19 protein-coding genes are annotated in these 23,220 nt (G+C 39.4%); 8 read left to right on the top strand and 11 right to left on the bottom strand.

Going from position 1 to position 23,220, the window contains the following annotated elements; all coding sequences use genetic code 11:
• Positions 1–112 precede the first annotated feature (112 nt).
• Positions 113–970, bottom strand: coding sequence for a helix-turn-helix domain-containing protein (locus tag AC0INN_RS06290; RefSeq protein ID WP_172282705.1), 858 nt, complete (start codon positions 968–970; stop codon positions 113–115).
• 152 nt (positions 971–1,122) lie between these two features.
• On the opposite strand from AC0INN_RS06290, the gene AC0INN_RS06285 reads away from it, so the two are divergent.
• Positions 1,123–1,656 (top strand): carboxymuconolactone decarboxylase family protein, encoded by a 534-nt coding sequence (locus tag AC0INN_RS06285; RefSeq protein WP_273648032.1) that lies wholly within the window; start codon positions 1,123–1,125, stop codon positions 1,654–1,656.
• A 19-nt stretch (positions 1,657–1,675) separates the two neighbouring features.
• Here the strand turns inward: AC0INN_RS06285 and AC0INN_RS06280 are convergent, their stop codons facing one another.
• On the bottom strand, positions 1,676–2,560 hold the full coding sequence (locus AC0INN_RS06280; protein ID WP_273648031.1) for a LysR family transcriptional regulator: 885 nt from the start codon (positions 2,558–2,560) through the stop codon (positions 1,676–1,678).
• 95 nt (positions 2,561–2,655) lie between these two features.
• On the opposite strand from AC0INN_RS06280, the gene AC0INN_RS06275 reads away from it, so the two are divergent.
• Positions 2,656–3,522: an alpha/beta fold hydrolase gene (locus AC0INN_RS06275; RefSeq protein ID WP_273648030.1), complete on the top strand. Its 867-nt coding sequence runs from the start codon at positions 2,656–2,658 to the stop codon at positions 3,520–3,522.
• Positions 3,523–3,604: 82 nt separating this feature from the next.
• Here AC0INN_RS06275 and AC0INN_RS06270 read toward each other — a convergent pair whose 3' ends face one another.
• From AC0INN_RS06270 to AC0INN_RS06250, 5 genes are all read right to left on the bottom strand, one after another.
• A complete protein-coding gene (locus tag AC0INN_RS06270) occupies positions 3,605–4,783 on the bottom strand; it encodes an acetyl-CoA C-acyltransferase (RefSeq protein ID WP_273648029.1) in 1,179 nt (392 codons plus the stop codon).
• Between the two features lie 35 nt (positions 4,784–4,818).
• On the bottom strand, positions 4,819–6,360 hold the full coding sequence (locus tag AC0INN_RS06265) for an MDR family MFS transporter (RefSeq protein ID WP_273648028.1): 1,542 nt from the start codon (positions 6,358–6,360) through the stop codon (positions 4,819–4,821).
• 201 nt (positions 6,361–6,561) lie between these two features.
• On the bottom strand, positions 6,562–7,710 hold the full coding sequence (locus AC0INN_RS06260) for an efflux RND transporter periplasmic adaptor subunit (RefSeq protein ID WP_306612330.1): 1,149 nt from the start codon (positions 7,708–7,710) through the stop codon (positions 6,562–6,564).
• A gap of 7 nt (positions 7,711–7,717) precedes the next feature.
• Positions 7,718–12,055 carry a CusA/CzcA family heavy metal efflux RND transporter gene (locus tag AC0INN_RS06255; RefSeq protein WP_306612328.1) on the bottom strand — a complete coding sequence of 1,446 codons (4,338 nt, stop codon included), beginning with the start codon at positions 12,053–12,055 and terminating at the stop codon, positions 7,718–7,720.
• A gap of 82 nt (positions 12,056–12,137) precedes the next feature.
• On the bottom strand, positions 12,138–12,470 hold the full coding sequence (locus AC0INN_RS06250) for a hypothetical protein (protein WP_306612326.1): 333 nt from the start codon (positions 12,468–12,470) through the stop codon (positions 12,138–12,140).
• 306 nt (positions 12,471–12,776) lie between these two features.
• Between AC0INN_RS06250 and AC0INN_RS06245 the strand changes: the two genes are divergently transcribed.
• From AC0INN_RS06245 to AC0INN_RS06220, 6 genes are all read left to right on the top strand, one after another.
• Positions 12,777–13,427 (top strand): Crp/Fnr family transcriptional regulator, encoded by a 651-nt coding sequence (locus AC0INN_RS06245; RefSeq protein WP_306612325.1) that lies wholly within the window; start codon positions 12,777–12,779, stop codon positions 13,425–13,427.
• 108 nt (positions 13,428–13,535) lie between these two features.
• On the top strand, positions 13,536–14,078 hold the full coding sequence (locus tag AC0INN_RS06240; RefSeq protein WP_273648024.1) for a YceI family protein: 543 nt from the start codon (positions 13,536–13,538) through the stop codon (positions 14,076–14,078).
• A 21-nt stretch (positions 14,079–14,099) separates the two neighbouring features.
• Positions 14,100–14,318, top strand: a complete 219-nt coding sequence (locus AC0INN_RS06235; protein ID WP_172282726.1) for a tautomerase family protein — start codon at positions 14,100–14,102, stop codon at positions 14,316–14,318.
• Positions 14,319–14,322: 4 nt separating this feature from the next.
• Entirely contained in the window at positions 14,323–15,054 is a 732-nt protein-coding gene (locus AC0INN_RS06230; RefSeq protein ID WP_172282728.1) for an SDR family NAD(P)-dependent oxidoreductase, read from the top strand.
• A gap of 71 nt (positions 15,055–15,125) precedes the next feature.
• Positions 15,126–15,500 carry a nuclear transport factor 2 family protein gene (locus AC0INN_RS06225; RefSeq protein ID WP_306612322.1) on the top strand — a complete coding sequence of 125 codons (375 nt, stop codon included), beginning with the start codon at positions 15,126–15,128 and terminating at the stop codon, positions 15,498–15,500.
• 26 nt (positions 15,501–15,526) lie between these two features.
• Positions 15,527–16,603 (top strand): NAD(P)H-dependent flavin oxidoreductase, encoded by a 1,077-nt coding sequence (locus tag AC0INN_RS06220; protein WP_306612320.1) that lies wholly within the window; start codon positions 15,527–15,529, stop codon positions 16,601–16,603.
• A 266-nt stretch (positions 16,604–16,869) separates the two neighbouring features.
• Here the strand turns inward: AC0INN_RS06220 and AC0INN_RS06215 are convergent, their stop codons facing one another.
• From AC0INN_RS06215 to AC0INN_RS06200, 4 genes are read right to left on the bottom strand one after another with little or no spacing between them, the layout of a single operon-like run.
• The gene (locus AC0INN_RS06215) at positions 16,870–17,619 is read right to left on the bottom strand and encodes a porin family protein (RefSeq protein WP_306612318.1); all 750 of its coding nucleotides are present in this window, start codon (positions 17,617–17,619) and stop codon (positions 16,870–16,872) included.
• A 9-nt stretch (positions 17,620–17,628) separates the two neighbouring features.
• Entirely contained in the window at positions 17,629–18,924 is a 1,296-nt protein-coding gene (locus AC0INN_RS06210; protein WP_306612316.1) for a TolC family protein, read from the bottom strand.
• A gap of 1 nt (position 18,925) precedes the next feature.
• A complete protein-coding gene (locus tag AC0INN_RS06205) occupies positions 18,926–22,024 on the bottom strand; it encodes an efflux RND transporter permease subunit (RefSeq protein WP_273648018.1) in 3,099 nt (1,032 codons plus the stop codon).
• Positions 22,025–22,032: 8 nt separating this feature from the next.
• Positions 22,033–23,172 (bottom strand): efflux RND transporter periplasmic adaptor subunit, encoded by a 1,140-nt coding sequence (locus AC0INN_RS06200; protein WP_306612314.1) that lies wholly within the window; start codon positions 23,170–23,172, stop codon positions 22,033–22,035.
• Positions 23,173–23,220 lie beyond the last annotated feature (48 nt).

Here is a 23,220-nt window from a genome sequence, read left to right as displayed (position 1 = left end):
AAAATATTAATAAAATTATAATGTATTACATAATATATTTTATTATATTTGCACTTCGAAATAATTTTTTTTCATCATTTGTGTTTTTTAAGGCCTCCCTCGGGAGGCTTTTTTATGGAGTGGAAATTCCTGCTGATTGCTTTTTGAACGCCAGAGGTGAAAGTCCCGTTACCCTTTTGAAAAAGCTACTGAAATAAGCAACATCTTCATATCCTAATTCATAAGCAATTTCTTTGGCTGAGCTGTTGGTAAAAAGCAGTAATCTTTTAGCTTCCAGTATAATCCTTTGCTGAATGATTTCAGAGGGAGTTCCGTTATTATAGAGATTAAAAAGATTGGACAGGGTTTTGGGAGACTTATGAAGCTGATCTGCATAAAACTTTACGGAATGTTCCGACTTATAATTCTTTTCAACCAGTAAACTGAATTGCCGGATAATATCCAGTTTTTGTTCAGGAAATTGATCTGCAACAAATTGTTTTTTTGCCGACCGTGTAATCAGGATGATCAGGCGCTTCAACAGCATCCGGAGCATGTCCTCCTGGATATCATCTACATCCTGGAATTCTTCAATAAAAATACGCAGTAGCAATGTGAGTTTATCACGGACCTGATCCTCCACGGAAACAAACATACTTTGAGACAAACCATAAAAAAGAAATCCTACACACCCTACTTCGGAATCATGACTTTCAATGCAGTAGAAATCTTTATTAAACTGCCATACGATGATTTGTGAATTGTCGGGAAAATCAAATGACTGATTGACCATTAAGCAAAGTATGCTGCCTGATTTGAATAGATAGGATATTTTATCTATTGTAATAAAAATGTCCGGACCCTGGTTCCATGCCAATGTCAGAAATTTGTCTTTACGGTCTTTTCCGTAGAAAACCCTGTCAAATTTTTCTTCATGGACAAGAAGCCGGCAAGCTGCTTCCGTCTGTTTATTATAGAAATTATAGATCATCTTTTATCTCACTAATTTTTAATAAAAGTCTTATTTGAACAAATGTATCATTTGGAAAGGGAAAAAAGCATACATCTTCGGGAAATTGTTCTATTTTTTTGAGGTCAGGGATCACTGAACTTTGTCGTATTAATTTTAAACAACAATTACAAATGAAAAATTTTCAGATTCCTCAAAAAGAGCAGCTTTCAGAAGCAAATCAAAATATTTTTAACCAATTAGAAAAAGGGGTTGGCTTTGTTCCTAATCTGTATGCAACTTTTGCACATTCGGAAAATGGGCTTGCCACTTATCTTGCCTTGCAAAATGCCAAGTCATCCTTAAAAGCAAAAGAAAAAGAAGTAGTGAACCTTATTGTCAGCCAGTATAACAATTGCCTGTATTGTTTAAGTGCTCACACTGCTATTGCAAAGCTGAACGGATTTGATGATGATCAGATCCTTGAAATCAGAAAAGCAAAAATATCTTTTGATTCAAAACTCAATTCCTTAGGGCAACTGGTTTATGAGGCAGTAAGCAATAAGGGTGAGATTTCTGAGGAGACAAAAAATCAGTTTTTCAATGAAGGATATACCGAAGGCCATTTGGTAGATGTGATTATTGCGATCGGTGATAAAACAATAACCAATTACTTGTTTGCAGCTACAAAAATTCCCGTAGACTGGCCATTAGCTCCGGAACTGTAAATAATTACAAAAGGCAATCTCAAAAAGAGATTGCTTTTTTATTACCTGTTGCATACATCCCGATAAAAGATTCCAAAGCTTGGGATTTGGGAATGCTTTTCAGGTAGATGAGAGAAGTGGATATGGTATTGATCTCCTTACTGAGCTTAAAGGTTTTCAATTTCCTGCCACCGTAATACTTTTCAATCAGCTCAAGCGGAAGCAAGGTAATTCCCAGGCCTGCTTCAACGAAATTAATGATCCCTTCAATAGAATTCATGACCATGCTCTTGTATTGTATCACTCCCCTTGCATTGAGCAAAGTTTCAAGCCTTGCCCTGTAAACGCAACCCTGGTCAAAAACAACAATATTCAGATTGTCCTTTTTGAGAATTTGATTGACTGATCTTTCATCCAGAGAAGTCACAATAACCAGCTCATCCTGCTTGATGTGGATCTGCTCGAGTTGTGCGGAATGAATAGGTGCAGAAACAAACGCCGCATCCAGCTTATAATTCAGAACATCATCAATAAGCTTTGAGCGGGTGTCCGATTTAAATTCCAGCTGGACATGAGGATAAGCATTCATAAAACCCGAAAGGATTTCGGGGGCTTTAAATACCAGTGTTGTCTCTATACATCCTATGCACAGGTTCCCTCCTATCTGATCAGAATTTTTAATTTCCTTTTTGGCTTCTTCTATTGTGTGTGAAATCTTACGGGCATATTGAATAAATGCATGTCCGGCCGTGGTTAAAGAAACTTTTCTGGAAGTACGCGTAAAAAGCTGAGCTTCCAGTTCTTCTTCGAGCGTTTTTATCCTTGCGGTAACATTGGATTGTACGGTACACATAACTTCCGCAGCTTTTGTAAAACTGCCGGAAGCAGCTACTGCTTCAAATATTTTTAAATCATTTAAATTCATGTATCATTTTTTATGATTATTCATATCATAATTAATCGTTTTATGTAATCAAATGTATGGCGTAATTTTGAAATAACAAAAAAATAAAAACAATTATGAACCCAACCATTTATTACAACAATACAGACGTTGATGGTCTGAATATTTTTTACCGTGAATCCGGGCCTGAAGATGCTCCTGTTCTTTTGCTTCTTCATGGATTTCCTACGTCTTCACACATGTTCCGCAACCTGATTCCTAAGCTGAATGATCAATATCATATCATTGCACCGGATCTACCGGGTTTCGGGTTTAGTGATGCTCCGGATTCTGACCACTTCAGCTATACGTTTGATAATCTTGCCAGGATAATGCAGGGATTTATTGATAGATTGGAATTAAAAAGATTTGCCCTTTATATTTTTGATTATGGTGCTCCTACCGGTCTTAGGTTAGCTTTAGCCAATCCCGAAAAAATAACGGGAATTATTTCTCAGAATGGGAATGCATATGAAGAAGGTCTTAGTGACAGCTGGAGTTCGATAAGAAAATACTGGGAAGATCCTACTCCGGAAAACCGTAAGCTCTTAAGTGATTTTACTTCTGAAAAGATGACCAAATTCCAGTACCAGGAAGGTGTTAAGGATCTTTCGCTTATCGCCCCTGAATCTTATGCTCTGGATCAGCATTTTCTGGACCGCCCGGGAATGAATGATATTCAGATTGACCTGATGCTGGATTACCGGACTAATGTGGCACTATATCCTGAATTTCAGGCATATTTCAGAAAATACCAGCCCCGGTTCCTGGCTGCATGGGGAAAATATGATCCTTTCTTTTTGCCTCCGGGAGCGGAAGCTTACAAAAAAGATATTCCTGATGCTATTGTAAAATTTTATGAAACCGGACATTTCGCACTGGAAACCCATACAGAAGAAATAAGTAATGACATCAGGGAGTTTTTAAAAGGCCTGCCTTCGTAAGCCTGGAATATTGTATTCATAAAAAAATGTCCGGTCATTCATCTGGCCAGACATTTTTTAATGGAAATTAAAAATACTTTAGTTATATATTCATATTTTCGATAACCATAGCGGAAGCTCCGCCGCCGCCATTACAAATGGCAGCTACACCATATTTTCCCTTTTCCTGTTGAAGGACATTGACAAGCGTCACAAGAATTCTGGCCCCGGAAGCTCCTATAGGATGTCCGATGGCTACTGCGCCGCCATATACATTCACTTTTTCAGGATCAAAACCTAAGATCTTCTGATTGGAAAGTACAACTGAGGCATAAGCTTCATTGATCTCAAAATAATCTACTGCTGAAAGGTCAAGGTTGGCACTTAAAAGAGCTTTTGGAATAGCAAGAGCCGGAGATGTTGTGAACCATTCCGGTGCCTGGGCGGCATCTGCGTAACCGATAATTTTGGCAAGCGGTTTCAGCTGATATTTTTCTACAGCTTCTGCCGAAGCGAGAATCAAAGCTGCGGCACCGTCATTCAGATTACTGGAGTTGGCCGCGGTAAGCAATCCGTCCCGTTCAAAAACAGGCTTCAGCTGAGCCATTTTTTCAGGAATAAGCTTAAAAATATCTTCATCTTTATCGATGGTAATGGTTTCTTTTCCTTTGGTGAATTCTACAGGAACAATTTCATTTTTAAATTTCCCCTGTGCAGTTGCGTTTTGTGATTTCTGATAAGAAGACAATGCATAATCATCCAGTTCCTGCCGGGTATGTCCATATTTTTTAATTCCCAGCTCTGCCGCACTTCCCATATGGAAATTATGATAAACGTCCCATAAACCGTCTTTAGTCATCCCATCAGTAAGGGTAAGGTCTCCTAATTTTTTTCCGTTTCTTATGAAGGCATAATGTGGTGTATTGCTCATACTTTCCATTCCGCCTGTTACGATGAGATGTTCAAGGCCTGTCTGGATTTGCTGTGCTCCCAATGAAGTTGCCTTCATTCCTGAAGCACATACCTTATTGATGGTCGTGGCATCTTTATCATACGGGATATCAGCAAAAATAGCAGCTTGTCTTGCCGGAGCCTGTCCTACTCCTGCACTCAGTACATTTCCCATATAAACACTGTCCAGTAATTCCGGTTCCAGAGAAATGTTTTTATAAGCTTCCCGAATGGCCAGAGCGCCCAGCTGTGTGGCTGTAAAAGTGGACAGATTCCCAAGTAATCCTCCGACGGGAGTACGTTTTGCTGATACAATGAATACTTCTTTCATGATATTGATTTTATTATATTTTATATGATTCTGTTTTAATGGTCTGCTGATACGATTACTATTTTTTTATTTTTATTCCTCTTCAGGAAAAATAATAATAAAGGTAAGACAAATATAAATGCCAGACCAATAACCATATAGGCATCGATATAGCTTAAAAAAAATGATTGTTTCACCACAATTTTTTCCACCAGACCTATTGCTTTTTGCTGTGCTTCAGGAAGACCGAATCCCTTGCTCTGAAAAAGTGAAGTATAGGTTTGAAGACGATCCATTACCGAACGGTTATCCGGAGTAAGGTTGGAGATAAGGTCGGTACGGTGAAGGGCAACCCTTCTTGCGATATATGTATTGATAATGGATATTCCAAATGAACCACCCAACTGGCGCATCATGTTGTTAATAGCGGTTCCCTGGGGCATATCTTCAGCTTTTAAAGAAGAAACGGCAAGTGATGCAAGCGGAACGGTAAGTAAAGCCATTCCCAGTGCTCTGAATATAAGATTAATGGAAATTGTAGCAAAAGAAACATCCAGGTTTACCTGTGCCATAGACCAGTTAAAATAAATAAAACAACAAAAACCAAGAAATACTACCAATGCAGGAGGAACTCCTTTTTGCAAAACTTTCCCGGTAATGATCAGCGCAAATACGGCAATAATGGAACCCGGAAGCAGTAAAAGACCAGCCTGAGCCGGGTTGAATCCTAAAAAGCGTTGTGCCAGTACAGGAGTGAGGTAAATGGAAGTAAACATGCCAATCCCGGTTATAAAGGTAAGTATGGCAGAGATACTGAGTGAAGGGTGCTTAAGAACCGATAGCTTTACCACGGGATGTGGTATAGTGAGCTCCCTGTGAACGAAAAGAACGAGTGAAAGGACAGCTGCTACAGTGAGGAAAATAATATAACGGGCAGCAAACCAGTCTTCCGTTTCCCCACGCTCCAAAACCGTTTGTAAAGAGCCGATACCAATAATTAAGAGAATAATTCCTGGCCAGTCGATCTTTTTAACCTTTTGCCGGGTCGGAGATTCGGGTAATAATTTTAAACATAGAATAGCGGCCAGTATTCCTAAAGGAATGTTGATGTAAAAGATCCATCGCCATGAAAAGTTATCCGTAATAAATCCACCGAGTGTAGGCCCGATCGTGGGTCCTATAAAAACCCCGATCCCAAATAAAGCGCTGGCAATATTCTGTTTTTCTTTTGGAAAACACTCGTATACAACCATGGCAGATACAGATAATAATGCTCCACCTCCAATTCCCTGCAGAAACCGGAACATGACGAGTTCCCAGAGGTTTGTGGAGTTGCCGCACATAAAAGAACAAAAGGTAAACAGGATAATAGAGCCGATGTAATAATTCCGCCGGCCAAGGTTATTGACCAGAAAGCTGGTCATCGGAATAATAATAACGTTGGCAATTCCATAAGCTGTAACCACCCAGGAAATGTCTTCTAATGTTGCCCCCAGGTTTCCGCTCATATAATTGAGGGCAACATTTACTATGGAAGTGTCTATAAGCTCCATAATGGCTGCGGAGATTACCGTGATAATAAGAATGATTCTTTTCATAGCATTTTACTATTTAATATACCGATCGGTATATTTTGAATTAAAAAATTTTATGATTCAAACAAAAGGAATAAACCGTCTTTAATTCAGTAGTTCCATTTTTAAATGGCAAAGATATAAAATAAATATACCAATCGGTATATTTATTTTCGGAATCATAAAAAGCCGTTCAAACGGTTGAACGGCTTTGTGCTAAAATGATTATTCTGCTTTATTTTTAAGGATCATCAGGAGATTGTAAGTTCCTTTTTGTACCAGTCTTTTATTTTTTAACGATTCAGATTTGAGAATTTCCGTAAATCCATTATCTGAAATTCCTGTGATTACGGGGATCATTTTATACCGGTGATTTCCAAGGTCTTCAAAGATATAGTTCTTATTTTCAAATGATACTATAGATTCGCCGGGTAAGCCGGTCGTATTTCTACCACTAATGCTTACTTCTGCATTGATGTACATTCCGAGCACAAACTCTGTGCTGGATGCGGACAATTTGGCTATAGCTACCGAGGATCCTCCATTTTCGATATTGGGAACAAGGCTTATAATTTTGGCAGGATATTTCTGGTCCGGGTTCTGATTATTATACACCAGGATCTCCTGCCCGGTTTTTATATCATTTACGTCATTTTCAAATACTTTTAATTCCAATAACAGACCAGCAGGGTCAATCAGTTCAAATAAGGTATCGGAAGGATTGATATACTGACCATTATTAACCCATATTTTACTTACAAAACCGCTAAAAGGGGCATGAATGCTTATTCTGCTTTTAATATTTCCGGAATTTAGTCCTTTCGCATTGATGCCTATGATCCTGAGTTTTTCTTCCAGTCCCTTCAATGTAGCGTTCAGTGTGGAATAATCCGCCTGGGCGGTCTGTAATGTTTTGTCACTACTGGCTTTGCTGGTGTTGAGGTCTTTTTGCCTGTTGAAGTTCAATCTTGCTGATTCAAGCTGGGCCTTTGTAACGAGATAATCCTGCTGAAGCTGTATGAACTGAGGATCTTCTACTACAGCCAGTACCTGTCCTTTTCTGAAATGACTCCCGTTAATAACATTGATCGATTTTATATGTCCTCCCATAATACTGGAAAGAGAACTGATATGAGACGGAGCTATGTCTGCTTTTCCGTTCAGCCGTACCGTTTTTTCCATGATCCTGTTTTGAATACCTGTCAAGGTAAGCCCTGTAATTTTGATCTGCTGATCACTTAACTGAACGATATTCTGGTTTTTTGATGCCAGTTTTTTATTTTCATAGACTGTGGTTTCCTCTTTCTTTCCCGAACATGAGGTTAAAAATAAGGCCGCAACAATGATGTATAATGATGATTTTCTGAAATACATGATATTATTATTTTGAAATTAAGAAATTAAGCTCGGCCCCCGTTTGATTGAGTCGATCTAAATTTTCGATATAATCAACCTTTATTTTAACAGCCTGATTGGTTAAAATAACCCAATTGAGGAAATCGATCTCTCCTGCTTCCATTTGTTTTTGGGCTGCTTTAAGAATTGTTTCAGCTTTGGGCAGTTGCTTCTGTTCGTAATTTTGTATGATCGCAAGCTGGTTAGCATAGGTATTGGCCAGCTGTTCATACCTGTTTTTCAGTTCGGTTTCTTTTCTTTGGTATTGATTTTCTGCAATGGCCACTTTTGCTTTTGTTGCTTTTGCCAGTGCTCGCTGTCCTTTTGTAAATAGAGGGATCCCAACACCGACCTGAACGGAATTGAAACGGTTGTTATTGATATTCTTCATGCTCTGATTAGTGTATCCTACAAGAAGATCCGGAAGGAGTTTGCTTTGTTCTAAACGGGCTTCTGCTTCATTCACCTTGATTTGCTGATTCAGATACTGGAGCTGCGGATGATTTCTTAAGACATCCCCCGGAATTTGAAAGTCAACATTCAGGACGGGTTGATCAGTAAGCGGCAGGTATCTTTTTTCCGACTGAAGCAATACCTGAAGCTGGAGCTGTGCAATATTGAGGTCGTTTTCAAGAATATTCAGCTGCACTGCGGCCTGTTCCCTTTGAATTTCGGCCGTTGACTCCTCGAGAATATTGGCTTCTCCTTTTTTCAAACGTAAACTTGCTTTGTCGGCAAAGCCATTGTACAGCTCACTGATGTAATCCAGCACTTTTTTCTTTTCCTTTAGAATAATAATTCTGTAAAAAACTTCTGAAACTTCTTTAGTCAGTTGGGCTTGGATGAGCTGCTGATTCATAAGACCTGAAGCCCATTCCGCATCCAGCAATTGTTTTCTTCTGGAATAAACAGTCGGAAAACTAATGCGTTGAGATACGGAAAACGAATTATCGGTTTCGATTCCCTGTATCTGGCCGATACCTGCTGTCACTTCCAGTTGAGGAATGTCGAGATAGCTTGATTTCAGTTTTTCCTGATAGGCTGAAATGAGTCTGGAATTCTTATAGTTTCCGTTTTGCCGGAAGGCAGCTTCCAATGCCTGATCCAGTGTAATGTTTTCCTGTGCCTGAATACTTCCGAAAGAAATGAATAACAGGAGTATGGTTAGTTTTTTAAAGTTTCTTTTTTTTGAGAATTTCATTTTATTTTTATTGATTCGTTCAAATAAGACATACAAAATAGGCAGGACAAATAAGGTTAAGAGCGTAGCAAGCATTAAGCCTCCTATAACCACGGTAGCCAGAGGTCTCTGTACTTCTGCCCCTGCACCACTGCTTAACGCCATAGGAAGAAAGCCCAGCGAAGCGACAAAAGCAGTCATCAGTACGGGACGAAGCCGGATTCTTGTGCCCATTAAAACAATTCTGCTGAGATTGGTTATTCCATTATTTTTTAATCGGTTGAATTCTGATATCAAAACAATTCCATTAAGTACCGCAACACCAAATAATGCAATAAATCCTACTCCTGCACTGATGCTGAAAGGCATTCCCCTGAGGGCCAGAAAATAAACTCCACCAATGGCTGATAGCGGAATTGCGGTGTAGATCAGCAAACTGTGTTTTACGGAACCAAATGCGAAGAAAAGAAGCAAAAAGATCATTACCAATGAAATAGGAACAGCGACACCTAATCTTGCTTTAGCTTCATTTAAGTTTTCAAAGGCTCCACCATAAGAGATGGTATAACCTGAAGAGAGTTTCAATTCTTTATCGGTCTTTTGCTGAAGTTCCTCCACGATACTTTGAACATCTCTTCCACGGACATTAAATCCGACAACAATTCTTCTTTTGGTATCTTCCCTCTGGATTTGGTTGGGACTGCTTTTCAATTCTATGCTGGCCAGCTGGTGTAAAGGAATCTGCTCACCAGAAGCAGTCGGAACCAGAAGATTTTGAATACTTGTTATATCTTTTTTATGTTCACTGTCCATTCTTACCACGACATCAAATTTTCTTTCACCTTCATACAAGGCTCCAGCAGTTTGTCCGGCAAAAGCCATATTGATCACCCTATTGATTTCCATTACGGAAATATGGTAACGCGAGAGCTCGGCACGGTTATAACCGATAACTACCTGTGGCGCTCCGACAACAGGCTCCAGATAAAGATCCTGTGCACCTTTTACTGTATTGATAATCCCACCCAGCTTTTTGGCATATACAGCAAGGCTGTCCAGATCTTCTCCATAAATTTTACACACCACATCCTGTCTTGCTCCGGTCATTAATTCATTAAAGCGCATTTGTACCGGGAACTGAAAACCTGTTTTGAGCCCGGGAATAACCTGCAATGCTTTGCTCATCTTTTCGGATAATTCCGGGAATGATCGTGCAGACGACCATTCTTTTTTAGGCTTCAGAACAATGATCATATCACCCGCATCCATTGGCATCGGCTCTGTGGGAATTTCGGCACTTCCTATTTTAGTGACTACCTTTTGCACCTCTGGAAACTGTTTTAAAAGAATGTGCGCCGCCTGGGTGGTTGCTTTTTTCGTTTCATTAATATTACTTCCCTGCAGGATACGCATTTCTACAGCAAAATCACCTTCCTCCAATGATGGAATAAACTCTCCTCCCATCCGGGAAAGGGTGAAAACAGCTCCTGCGAAAAGGAGAAGCACTGTGATAATAATGGTTTTTCTGTACTTCAATGCTTTTATCAGAAGCTTTTGATGCCCGGTTTCTACCCTGGTCATCACCTTGTCTGAAATATTGTCTTTGGTCTTTTTCTTTCTGCTAAGAACCAGGGAACTCATCATTGGAATATAAGTAAGGGAAAGCAGGAAGGCCCCGATCAATGCAAACGCGACAGTCTGAGCCATGGGTTTGAACATTTTACCTTCAATCCCTTGTAATGTGAAAATAGGAAGGTATACGATCAGAATAATAATCTGCCCGAAAACCGCACTATTTACCATCTTGGTAGCGGAATCTGAAACCTGTGTATCCATTTCTTTTTTGCTGAGGATATGATCTTTCCCGAAATGTTTTTTATGGGCAAGCTGATGCAACACAGCTTCTACGATAATAACAGCCCCATCAACGATAAGTCCGAAATCAAGAGCACCGAGGCTCATGAGGTTTCCTCCGACTCCAAAAAGGTTCATCATGATTATGGCAAAAAGCATTGCCAGTGGAATTACAGAAGCGACAAGCAGACCGGCACGGAAGTTTCCTAAAAAGAGAACAAGAATGAAAACAACAATCAGGGCTCCTTCCATCAGATTGGTTTTTACGGTACTGATAGTATTGTTAACCATTTTCGCACGATCCAGGAAAGGCTCAATAACAACACCTTCCGGTAAGGTTTCCTGAATTTTTTCCAGACGCTGTTTAATATTACCAATTACTTCATTGGCATTTTCTCCTTTAAGCATTAGTACAATAGCTCCCGAGACCTCTCCTGTGTCATTATAGGTCATCGCTCCATACCGTGTGGCATATCCTGTTTTTACTTCCGCCACATCCCTGATAAGAACAGGAATCCCCTCTCCTGTTGCTGATACTTCAATATTACCTATATCTTCAGTACTTCCCAGAAGCCCCTCTGTCCTAATGAATAATACAGTCTCCTTCTTTTCAATATAAGCCCCGCCGGTATTTTGATTATTCCGCTCCAGGGCATCAAAAACGTCATTGATGGTAATATCAAATGCTTGTAATTTATTGGGATTGATAGCAATCTCATATTGTTTCAGTTTTCCTCCAAAGCTGCTGACATCCGCAACTCCTTTTGTTCCCAGAAGCTGGCGGCGGATGATCCAGTCCTGGATGGTTCTCAGTTCGGTCTCATCGTAGATGTTCTCGTAGCCTTTTTTTGCCCGCACCACATATTGGAATATTTCACCTAATCCACTGGAGATAGGTCCCAATTCCGGTTTTCCGATTCCTTCCGGTATATTATCCTGGACTATCTGCAGACGTTCCTGAACCTGTTGTCTTGCCCAATATACATCGGTATTATCATTAAATACCACCGTAACAAGGGATAAGCCGAACCGTGAAAAACTTCGGAGCTCTGTTATGCCATTGATGTTACTGGTAGCCTGTTCAATGGGAAAGGTCACCAGACGTTCGATATCAGCTGCTCCATATGAGGGTGCGACAGTGATAATCTGTACCTGATTATTGGTAATATCAGGCTGGGCATCAATTGGAAGCTTTGTTGTTTCATAGATTCCAAGAAGAATCAGCCCCATTGTAAAAAGGGCAATAATGAGTTTATTCTTTACAGAAAACTCAATAATTTTATTTAACATGAAAAAATTAATTAATTGATAGATAACAAGATTAAGCTGCTCTAAAAAGTATTTTAAAGCATAGTTATTGTGCAGAGATTAATTAAGAATGGCGTGGAGGCTGGAAAATGCTGGAAAGATAGAGTCCGGAAAAATCTTTTTCCTGATAAAAAGTGTTTTTTTGCTGAACCGGAAATTCTTTTATTTTTTCAATATGAAATAGGGTTTCCGGAAGTTGTGCATATACCATAAGCACAACAGGAGGATTGATGAAGGGCAGTTTCTGATCGGTATCCCAATCCTGGTCTTTTTTATGATTATCATAATGTTCTACCAGAAATTCTACACAATTGCCGTCATATTCCATCAGATGTTCTATAAAGACCGGAGCCTTCAATACTTCCGCCATATTTGTTGTCGCAAATACGTAAGTCATAGAACAAAATATAGAAATCCACTTCAGCATAGGTGACAAAGATAAGGTTTTTTGGTCTTTTTTACGTGAATTAATTGTTAAAAAATACTTTATTCATGCATGTTTTACTCTTTTTACTAAAGTTTGATTAATACGATAACAATCAAAGTTAGGGTTTTATAACCCCATGTTTTTTGAGATGATAATTTTTGATTTTCAATATTTTACATTTTTTTGCTGCTGTACCTGGATCATCCGTTTTTGGTATTTAGGTATTATTGCAATTGTTTTCTTTACCCTACTAAAATTAGACTGAAGTTCTTCTTAATGGATAAGATAAAGTTAAGGGCTGTTTTGGGGAAATGTTTTACATTGTATATTTGTAATTCAATTAAAAAATTGATGACCCATCCTAAAGAGATATTACAGCAACATCTGTCACAATTTGTTTCTCTTAATGAAGAGCAACTGGATTATGTATTTTCGCATTTTACCCTGATCAGTCTGAAAAAAGGACAGATGCTTTTGTCGGAAGGAAATCATGTAGATCACGAATATTTTGTCCTTGAGGGTTGCCTTAAGGCGTTTTATCTAAATGATGCCATGAAGATGTTTATTTTACAATTTGCAATGCCAAATTGGTGGGTTTCCGATTATAATGCACTGTACAGTCATCAGAAGGCAACCATAAATATTGATTGCATTACCCATGCAACCGTATTGGCCATATCCAATAAAAACAGAGAAAAGATATGCAGCGAAATTCATGAAATGGAGCATTTTTTCAGGTGGAGAACCAATAAAGGCTATGTTGCAGTACAGAAACGCCTTCTTTCACTAATGAATAACGATGCTAAATTCAGATACGAAGAACTTTTATCAATGTATCCTCAATTGTATAATCTTGTCCCTAAACATCTTATAGCTGCTTATCTCGGTGTTTCCAGAGAAACCTTAAGCCGTTTGTATCAATCCTGATCTCTTAATTTACTCATTGCTTTTCAGTAAAATTAAATTGTGACCCAGGTCACGTAACTTTTTAACGTCCCCTTCTGAACTTTGTGTCAACATTTAAACATAGAAAAAATGAATACACAAAATTTTAAAGTAGACCATGAAAAAAGTACAATAGAATGGACCGGAAGAAAAATAACTGGTGCTCATAATGGGACCATCGGAATCAAAGAGGGGTCATTTACTTTTAAAGACAACCAACTATCTTCAGGAACATTTATTATAGATACCCGTTCTATAAAAATTCTTGATATCGAAGATGCTGAGACCAACGCTCAGTTTGCGGGTCATTTAGCTTCCGATGATTTCTTTAATTCGGATCAGTTTCCGGAATCTACCTTTGAAATCAGGCATATAGAGCCTGGTGATGATCATCTGTATTATGTAAACGGAGATCTTACGATTAAGGGAATCACCCATCCTATTGATACTGTATTAAAAATCGAGAACACTCCAAACTCAGCAACTATTCAAAGTAAAATTGTTCTTGACCGTACTAAGTATAATATGAAATTCAGATCAGGTAATTTCTTTACGGATTTAGGGGATACCTTGATATACAACAATTTTGACCTCACCATTAATCTGGTTGCTGAATCAGTTGAAAATAATTAATAACCTTAAAAATTTACAATCATGCCTTATATAAAAATAGAAGTTCTGCGTGACGGAGTTACAAGAGAACAAAAACAACTTTTGATAAAAGGAGTAACAGAACTGGTAACTTCAGTTTTGAATAAAGATCCGCATCTTACCCATGTAGTGATTGATGAAATAGAAGATGATAACTGGGGATATGCCGGAGAGCAGGTATCTGCGTTGAAAGAACAGGGATTTTCCACCGATAAAAAATAGAAAAATGGAAAAACAAACGGTCATCATAACAGGTGCATCCTCAGGAATCGGATTGGAGATCGCCAGGTATTTTCTGGAAAAAGGAAGTAATGTAGTTATTAATTCAAGAACAGAATCTAAATTGCAGGAGGTTTTTAATGAATTGGGAGGTGGAGATCATTTGGCAATGATTGCAGGGGATGTTGCCGACAAAGCTATTGGTGAATTACTTGTAAAAACAGCGATTGAGCGATTTGGTTCAGCAGATGTTCTTGTCAATAATGCAGGAATTTATGAAAACAAACCATTTCTTGAAGTAACAGAAGATCATCTGGACAGGTTTTTAAGAACAAACCTTAAAGGGACCTTTTTTACGACACAGTCGGTTATTCCTCAGATGCAGAAGCAGAGAAATGGAGTTATTATTAATATAGGTTCTCCATTGGTATATCACGCTATGGCAGGATCTCCTTCTACGGCTCCGATATCGAGTAAGGGTGCGATCCATGCTTTAACACATCAGCTTGCCGCCGAGTTTGGAAAAGATAATATCAGAGTAAATACCGTTGCCGCCGGGCTGATCAGAACCCCTATGCACGATGAAAATATCGATCAGGCAGCAGGAATTCATTTACTGAACCGTATCGGTGAACCTGAAGAAGTTGCACAAATGGTTTACAGCATTGCATGCAACAAACTGATCACGGGAGCGATAATCAATGTGGATGGCGGCATGGGAGCCGGACATTACCTATAATGAAAATTGTATTATTAATAGCATGGTTGCTGGGTATTCCACTAAGCAGCCATGCTCAAAAAATCAACACTATGAAAAATAGTACAGAAGAAACCGCTATAAGAACCGCACTTGAGCAATATTACTTCAAAGGCATTTTTGAAGGGAATACAACACTTTTGAAGGAAGTCTTCTTCAAAGACGCCCTTCTATTCGGAGATATAAAAGGAGTAGCGTATTATAAAACAGCGGAACAATACATCGAAGGTGTAGGCAATCGGGTCAGCCCGGAAAAGGTAGGAGCACCGTTTCATCCGGAGATTATTTCCATCGACGTGATCAATTCTATTGCTTCAGTAAAGCTCAATGTGAAGATGTACGATTATAATTACTATAATTTTATTACTTTCCATAAAATAAACGGGAAATGGCTGATCGTAAACAAAACCCTTACGGATGTTGAATAATTGGTAACCCAATCAAATCACTTATTATGTGGAATAAAAACAGAATTACAGATTTACTTGGAATTGAATACCCTATCTGGCAGGGACCTTTCGGAGGAGGCTTATCTACAGTAGAACTCACTTCACGTGTAAGCAATAAGGGTGGATTAGGTGGTTTTGGAGCATATACCCTTAGTCCGCAGGAAATTTATGAGGTCGATCAGAAAATAAGATCTCAAACGTCCCAGCCCTATAATCTTAATCTTTGGGTTTCCGATACAGATTTTGTAAGTGCGGAAGACAATGAAAAAAGCTATAAAGAAACTGTGGAGGCTTTTAGACCTTATTTTGACCGACTGCAAATAGATGTTCCCGCTCTTCCACCCTCTTTTGAATCCAGGTTTCAGAATCAGCTGCAGACGGTTTTGGATATTAAACCAAAGGTTTTCAGCTTTATGTTTGGGTTGCTGGATCCAACTGTTGTCGAGGAATGCCATAAAAGAGGAATTCTTTTGGCGGGAAACGCAACGACATTGGACGAAGCGATAGCTCTGGAGAATATTGGAGTAGATATTATTGTTGCTTCAGGGTTTGAAAGCGGCGGTCACAGACCTTCATTTTTGGATAAGGCTGAATATTCAACTACGGGCACATTCGTTCTTGTACAGTTGATAAAAGATAGGATTAAAATACCGGTAATTGCTGCCGGTGGAATTGCTAATGGGACCGGAATTGCAGCTGCGCTTACATTAGGAGCGGAAGGAGTGCAAATCGGAACTGCGTTTCTGGCTTGTGAGGAATCCGGTGCTTTGCCTGTTCATAGAGAGGCTCTTTTTTCAGAGTCGTCAAAAAACACGAGGCTGTCAAGAGCTTATACCGGACGTTTAGGCAGAGGAATAACCAATGAAATTTTAAAGGATCTTTCAGAAAAACAGATTCCTCACTTACCTTTTCCATTACAAACTACTTTTATGTCATCTTTGCGTAAGGCCGCTCTGGAACAAGGGAAAAATGAAATGGTATTTTTCTGGGGTGGGCAGATCGCACCGGTTCTTAAGCATAAAAGCGCAACGGTATTGATGGATAGTTTAATTACTGAAGCCTCAAAAATACTTCCTGGATGATAGTTTCCTTAGGCAACTTACATCTAAGAATTTGAGCACAAAGACGCTATAGTTTTATAGAATTCTTTATGCAGGTTTTAGCGTGTTAATACATTTTGGAACTAAAATAAGCCGGGTTAAAACCCGGCTTTAACACTAATTTAGAAATAAATAATCTACGATATAAGATGATCGTATTGGATTAAAAGGAACCAAAAAATATATATAGTTTCTTTGTGTTTTTACTGTTCTGTTGTAGAACTTTGAGATTTTGATTCCTTTTTGCATTATTTATAAGAATGATATGATGTCAGGTCATATGCTAAAGAAAGCATAAGTCCCCGATTGTATATTTTAATTTTATCTTTTTTAGCATTGCCGTTTGCTGAACTGTTGGCATTCTGAAAAAGATCTGTAAAACCATGTGTGTATCTTAGCCCTACCGACCATCTGTCTTTTAGTTGGTAGTCCAGACCGATATTCATTCCAAAATCAAATTTCTGAAGATAATAGCTTTTGCTTTCATCATTGGCCGCATCTCCGAAAATGCTTTTATCCCGGAAAACGTTACCATTTTCATCTTTTCGTTTTGTATTGGCTGCTGCTAAAACACTTACATACGGCCCCGCATAGAATTTAAATCCGGATAGGCGGTAATTCATGTTCACAGGAATAATATCAATATAAGAACTGTTGATCACTGAGTTATAAGTTTTGTCAGAACTATCCTTATAGGAGACACCTACCCTTCTTTGGCTGAAAATCAATTCATGGGTCAGTTCTATATTTTTGCTTATCCGGGTGTTAACAAATACGCCTGCATGGAAGCCCGGTTTGAATTTTGTGTCTGGATTTGCAAAAATAAAATCCCTCTCTTTGCCGTAAAAATTATAAGAATTAATACCCGCTTTCACACCCCAGCTTACTTTGTTTGTGTTTGATTCTATGGAATCTGTTTTTAACGTATCAGAATTCTGTTGAGCATATATAAAATGCCCTTCAAATAATATGATCAGTATAAAAAATATTTTTTTCATTGTTGTTAATTATAAATTAATATCCCATATTCCGGCAGCTCTTTCAAGCTCTACCAATGCAACGGCATAGTTGTAAAGTGTTCCGTAATAATCGTGCTGTACATCATTATAGGTACGTTGTGCATTCAGGACTTCCAGTAAGGAAGACTGACCTCTCTTATAGCTGTATATTTTGCCCTCAAGGATAGCTTTAGCTTCTGTAAGCAAACCGGATTTAAACTGATTCACCTGCTTTTGAGCTGCGATATAGGTGTAATATGCCTGGGTAACTTCGGTTTGAATCTGGAGCTCAGTCTGTTTGTAGGTTGTTTCTGCCTGTAAGGTACCGTATTGTGCTGCTTTCAGATCTCCCGATCTGTTGTTTGAAAATTTCAGGGGAACACTGATTCCTGCATTTACAGTAGTCATTGCAGGTGTGGGAGCGATGGTATTTCTCACGTAAGAAGCATTATTAACACCAAATGACAGTCCCAGGTCAATCGCGCGGTCAGCCTTAGCTTGCTTAAGCAGACTTTGAGAAACGGTTTTGCTTTGCAGGGCTGCTTTTAAATCTGCCCTGTTGTTTTGAGCTTCAATAACCAGATCCGATAAGGAAAATTGACGTTCAAACCCTGAAAAATCGCCCTGAGGATACCATAAAGAATCACTTTTAGCTTTTCCCGACAAAAGTGAAAGGTTAGCTAATGAAGCTTTCCACTCTGCTTCTGCAGAAAATACATCGTTCAGCATAGTACCTGCTTCCAGCTTTGATTGCCTGGCATCTACCTGGGTGATCACTCCTAATTTGAAGCGGATACTGTCGGATTCCGCCAGTTTTTTCATCTGCAGATAAGAATTGGATTCTACATCCAGCACGATCCTATTCTGGATAGCAGAGAGATACGCCAGTGTAGCATCTGCCCGGAGATTACGGAAATAATCATCCAGAAGAAGACGGCTAAGCTGTGCCTGATTTCGAGCAACTTCTATACGGGCTTTTCTTTTGCCACCCATTTCCAATGTCCAGCTTACTTCAGAGTTAAAACCATAGCCCATCTTCATTCTTCTTTGTCCGTTATCAAACCATCCGAAGCCTAATTGTGGATCCGGAAAAATCCGGGCGGTTTGTATCGCGGCATCGGCAATATTGATATTGAATTTTTCTGCAGAATATGCCAGATTGTTTTTTCCGACCAGATTGATATAGGTCATATAATCAATTGGTTTTTTAGCGAATGCAGTATCAATCTTCTGGGCCTTTATATTGAAGGCTGAAACGAGGAATATTATGATAAAAAGCTGTGTATATTTTTTTATTGTGATCATTTTAATCTTCTTTTGGTACATTAAAATTCTTTCCCCATTTATTTTCTATCAGATAGTAAAGTGCAGGAAGTGCAAACAGGGTAATGATGGTAGAAAACAGGAGTCCATACACAATTACAGTGGCCAGAGGTCTTTGTACATCAGAGCCAATACCTGTAGCCAATGAGGCAGGAAATAACCCCAATATAGCGACAGTAGCGGTCATCAGAACCGGACGGAAGCGATGGAAAGCTCCTTCTGTTACTGCTTTTTTCAGGTCGTACCCTTTCTTTCGCAGGTCATTGATGTGGGAGATCATGATTACCCCATTTTGTATGGCGACTCCAAATAAAGCAATAAAACCTACTGCTGATGAAATATTCAGGGTCATGCCCCGAAGATTGAGAGCAAGCATTCCTCCGAAAAGAGCCAGCGGAACTATACTGATTAAAAGCCCGGCCTGACGGAATGACTGGAAAGCTCCATACAACAAAATAAACATAATGGAAAGCGCCAGGGGAACAATAACAGAAAGCCTTCCGTAGGCACGGTTCTGGTTTTCAAACTGACCACCCCATTTGATGCTGTATTTTTCGTGATCATATTTTACATTTTTTTCGATGGCATTTTCTGCTTGTGATAAAAATGACGTTAAATCGGTACCACGAAGGTTAAGGCGTACGGTGAGATGACGCTTGTTCATTTCACGTGCGATCATACTTTCCCCTGTATTCAACTGTATATCCGCAACCTGGGATAGTGGGATTTTCGCCCCGGATTCATTGGTAAGCATCAGGCTACCTATTTTTTCCGGCGTATTTCTGCTGGTTTCGTTATACCTCGTAATAATATCGTATACTTTGATTCCCTGATATACTTTTGAAACAGCTTTTCCCCCGATTGCTACTTCTATAAGATCTGAAACATCAGATACATTGAGTCCATATTGGGCGATTTTTTCGCGATCTACCTTTATCTGTAACTGGGGCAATGGAGGCTCCTGATCTATAGCAAGGTCCACGGCTCCTTTTACCTTTTTTAAAGTAGCCATTACTTCTTCTGCTATTCGTCTTGTTTCTTTAAAATCATTTCCATATACCTTAACAACGAGTTCACTATGGGCCCCGGAAATTTTGTCCATTACGCCATCGATCATCGGTTGGGTGAAAGCAATATTGTATCCCGGCATGGTTGCGTATTCTGCTTCAAGTTCTTTGATAAGATCCGCTTTACTTCTTCCCCATTTCCATTCGCTATACGGTTTTAGTCCCACACTCACCTCAAAATGGGAAGGTGTCCAGGCGTCAGTTCCGTCGTCATTTCTTCCAGCCTGTACCATTACATACGTTACTTCTTTGTGCTTAAGAGTATGCGCCCTGAGCGTATCACTCATTTCTCTTGATTTTTCTACTGTAATGCCTGGTGGTAAAGAAACCTGAAGCCATATTGATCCTTCATCCAGCGGAGGTAAAAAGTCTTTTCCTACCAGGGCTGTTAAAACGCCTGTCGTCAGCAGGATAGCAATCAATGGAATAAATATCCGTTTAGGACGGCTCATGATCTTTTGAACTCTGTTATGATATGCCGTCCCTATTTTCTCAAGCCAGCGGTTGTGGTAAATCTTCCGTGGTTTCCGGTAGATGACAAAAGCCAGTCCCGGAATGAGGAATAATGCAACAGCAAGGGCACCCAGCAATGCGTAACCTACTGTAAATGCCATTGGCGTAAATAATTTCTTTTCTACTCTTTCAAAAGCAAACAATGGCAAATAAGCGGTGATGATAATGATGGTGGCAAAGAATATGGGTTTGGCTACTTCTTTTACTTTTTGAGTAATGGTTTTTTCTTCCAGTTCCTCTTCAGGATGATCTTCCCGTTTCTTTAAAATCGTTTCAAGCATTACAATAGCCCCATCTACAATAATCCCGAAATCGATAGCCCCAAGGGATAAAAGGTTAGCCGGAATATTAGTGAAATGCATTAATATAAATGCAATAAGCAAAGACAGGGGGATGGTAATGGCCACAAGCAGGGCGCCGCGCCAGCTTCCAAGGAATACAATCAATACGATGATAACCAAGGTCATTCCTTCAAGTAAAGTTTTAGATACGGTATGTAATGTATTATCAACAAGGTTGGTTCTGTCTAATACAACATGGATCTGAACACCTTTTGGAAGGATGTTTTTATTAAGATCATCAACAGCATCATTTACTCCTTTTAATACGACAGATGGATTTTCTCCTTTGAGCAACAGAACAATACCTTCTATGTTGTCCGAGTAATTAACACCCCGCTGATCTGAGTAGCCTAGCGCTCCTTTACGTTCAAGGTTCCCATATTTTATTTTGCCAATGTCATTCATGTATATGGGAGAGCCATTAACTGATTTTACGACAACCCTACCCATGTCTTCGAGAGATTTAACCAGGCCGATTCCACGGATAACGTAAGACTGGTCTCCCCTGTTCATAACACTTCCACCTGAGTTGGCATTGTTGGCCTCAAGCTTTTCTGCCACCTCTTTAAGGCTAATATTGTATTGTTCCAGCTTTACCGGATCCAGTTCTACCTGAAACTGGGTGGTAATCCCACCAAAATTGGTAACGTCTGCCACTCCAGAAACCTGTTTTATTTTCGGGATGATTACAAAATTCTGAAGATCAGTAAGCTCACGTAGATCATGGGTTTTACTCTCAATGATATAGCGGTAAATCTCTCCTGTTGGAGAGGTGAGCGGATCCAGCCCAGGAGTTACTCCATACGGAAGTTCGAGATCCCCCAGCCTTTCTTTAATTCTGGTCCTTGCCCAGTAATCATCGACCCCGTCATTGAAAACGATGGTTACCATGGATAATCCGAAGGTACTTTTGCTTCGCATGACATGCATTCCTGGGAGTCCATTTATTGCCTGTTCAATAGGTATGGTAATTTGCTGTTCAATTTCCTCGGCAGCTAAACCGGGTACCTGAGTAACAACCTGGGAAGTAACATCTCCGATATCGGGATAAGCTTCTATAGAAAGTTGTTTCCATGAATAATATCCGAAAAGAGCAAGCAGTGCAAACAATGCCAGTATCAGCCATCGTTTAGCAATGATATTGTTTAATATGTTTTTCATTGGGTTCCTTATTTAGCATCCAGAAGATAGAAAGCTCCTTCACTGATGATCGTTTCGCCAGGTTTCAGCCCGTTGAGGACCTGTATTTTATCATTTTCCGTAATTCCTGTTTCTACATACCTTTTTACATATTGGTTACGAGAGGTCTGTACCAGCACATAATTTTTATCATTGAACTGAAGGACAGCCTTAGCAGGAACAAAAATTTTTTTCTCCGCGGTGTTAATGAACTTTACATTCACAAACATCCCGGGTTTTAAAAGCCGGTCATCATTTTCACACTCCACCAGGACTTCCACACTTCGGGTTTCCTCATTGACAATTTCATTGATATGATAAATTTTTCCCATAATTTTTTTATCCGGTAATGCGCTGATATTGACTTCCACCGAGGTTAAATTTTGCAGAAAACGAATGTCCTTTTCTTTTACCTGTCCTGCTATCCATACTTTGGAAAGCTCTGCAATTACGGCAATAGGCGGAGCGTCTTCTTTCAGGTATTGTCCCATAACAATATTATTCGTTACCACTTCTCCTTGTATTGGAGATACAACGACAAGAGGAGTATTCGGAGACATATTTTTACCATTTTTAAAAATCTGCAAAGCTCCCGATGCGTTGTCGAGTGCTGTTTTCTTAATCTGGAATTCTGTGGCAGCTTCTTCCGTTTCACGCCGGATACCCACGCCGTGGTGTAATAAATCCTGTTGACGCTTAAGGTTCAGTTCGGCCTGACGGTATTCCTGCTGGGCGTCACGGTATTCTTTTTGTGCAGCGAGATAGTCTCTGGAACTTATTGAAAATAAAGGCGATCCGGAATTTACCTTCTGCCCTAGTTTAACGTATGATTTCAATATCCTTCCGGCAAATGGTGAGGCAACTTCTGCATAGGTATTGGGAATCGCTTTAACCGTTCCTACGGTAAGTAAATTGGGATTGTATTCTTCTTCCTGTACTTTATGCAAAACTAGTTTGGAAAGTATCGGAGTATTTTTCTGCAAAATGATCGTATCTCCTTTTGTGATATACGGTGCTGTGTTTTCAGACTGTTCTTTCTTATTATTACAGGAATAAAGAAAGATTGATGCAGTTGTCAGCCATATCATTGCGGACATATTGCTTTTCAATCGTGCTGATTTAATAGTCATTACGTTTATAGTTTTAATTGTTTTTTTGAAATTGGATCGATAAATACT

The sequence above is a fragment of the Chryseobacterium subflavum genome (assembly GCF_055762745.1).
Note: the sequence above shows the minus strand (reverse complement) of the source record. Positions and strands in the feature narration are given on the sequence as shown.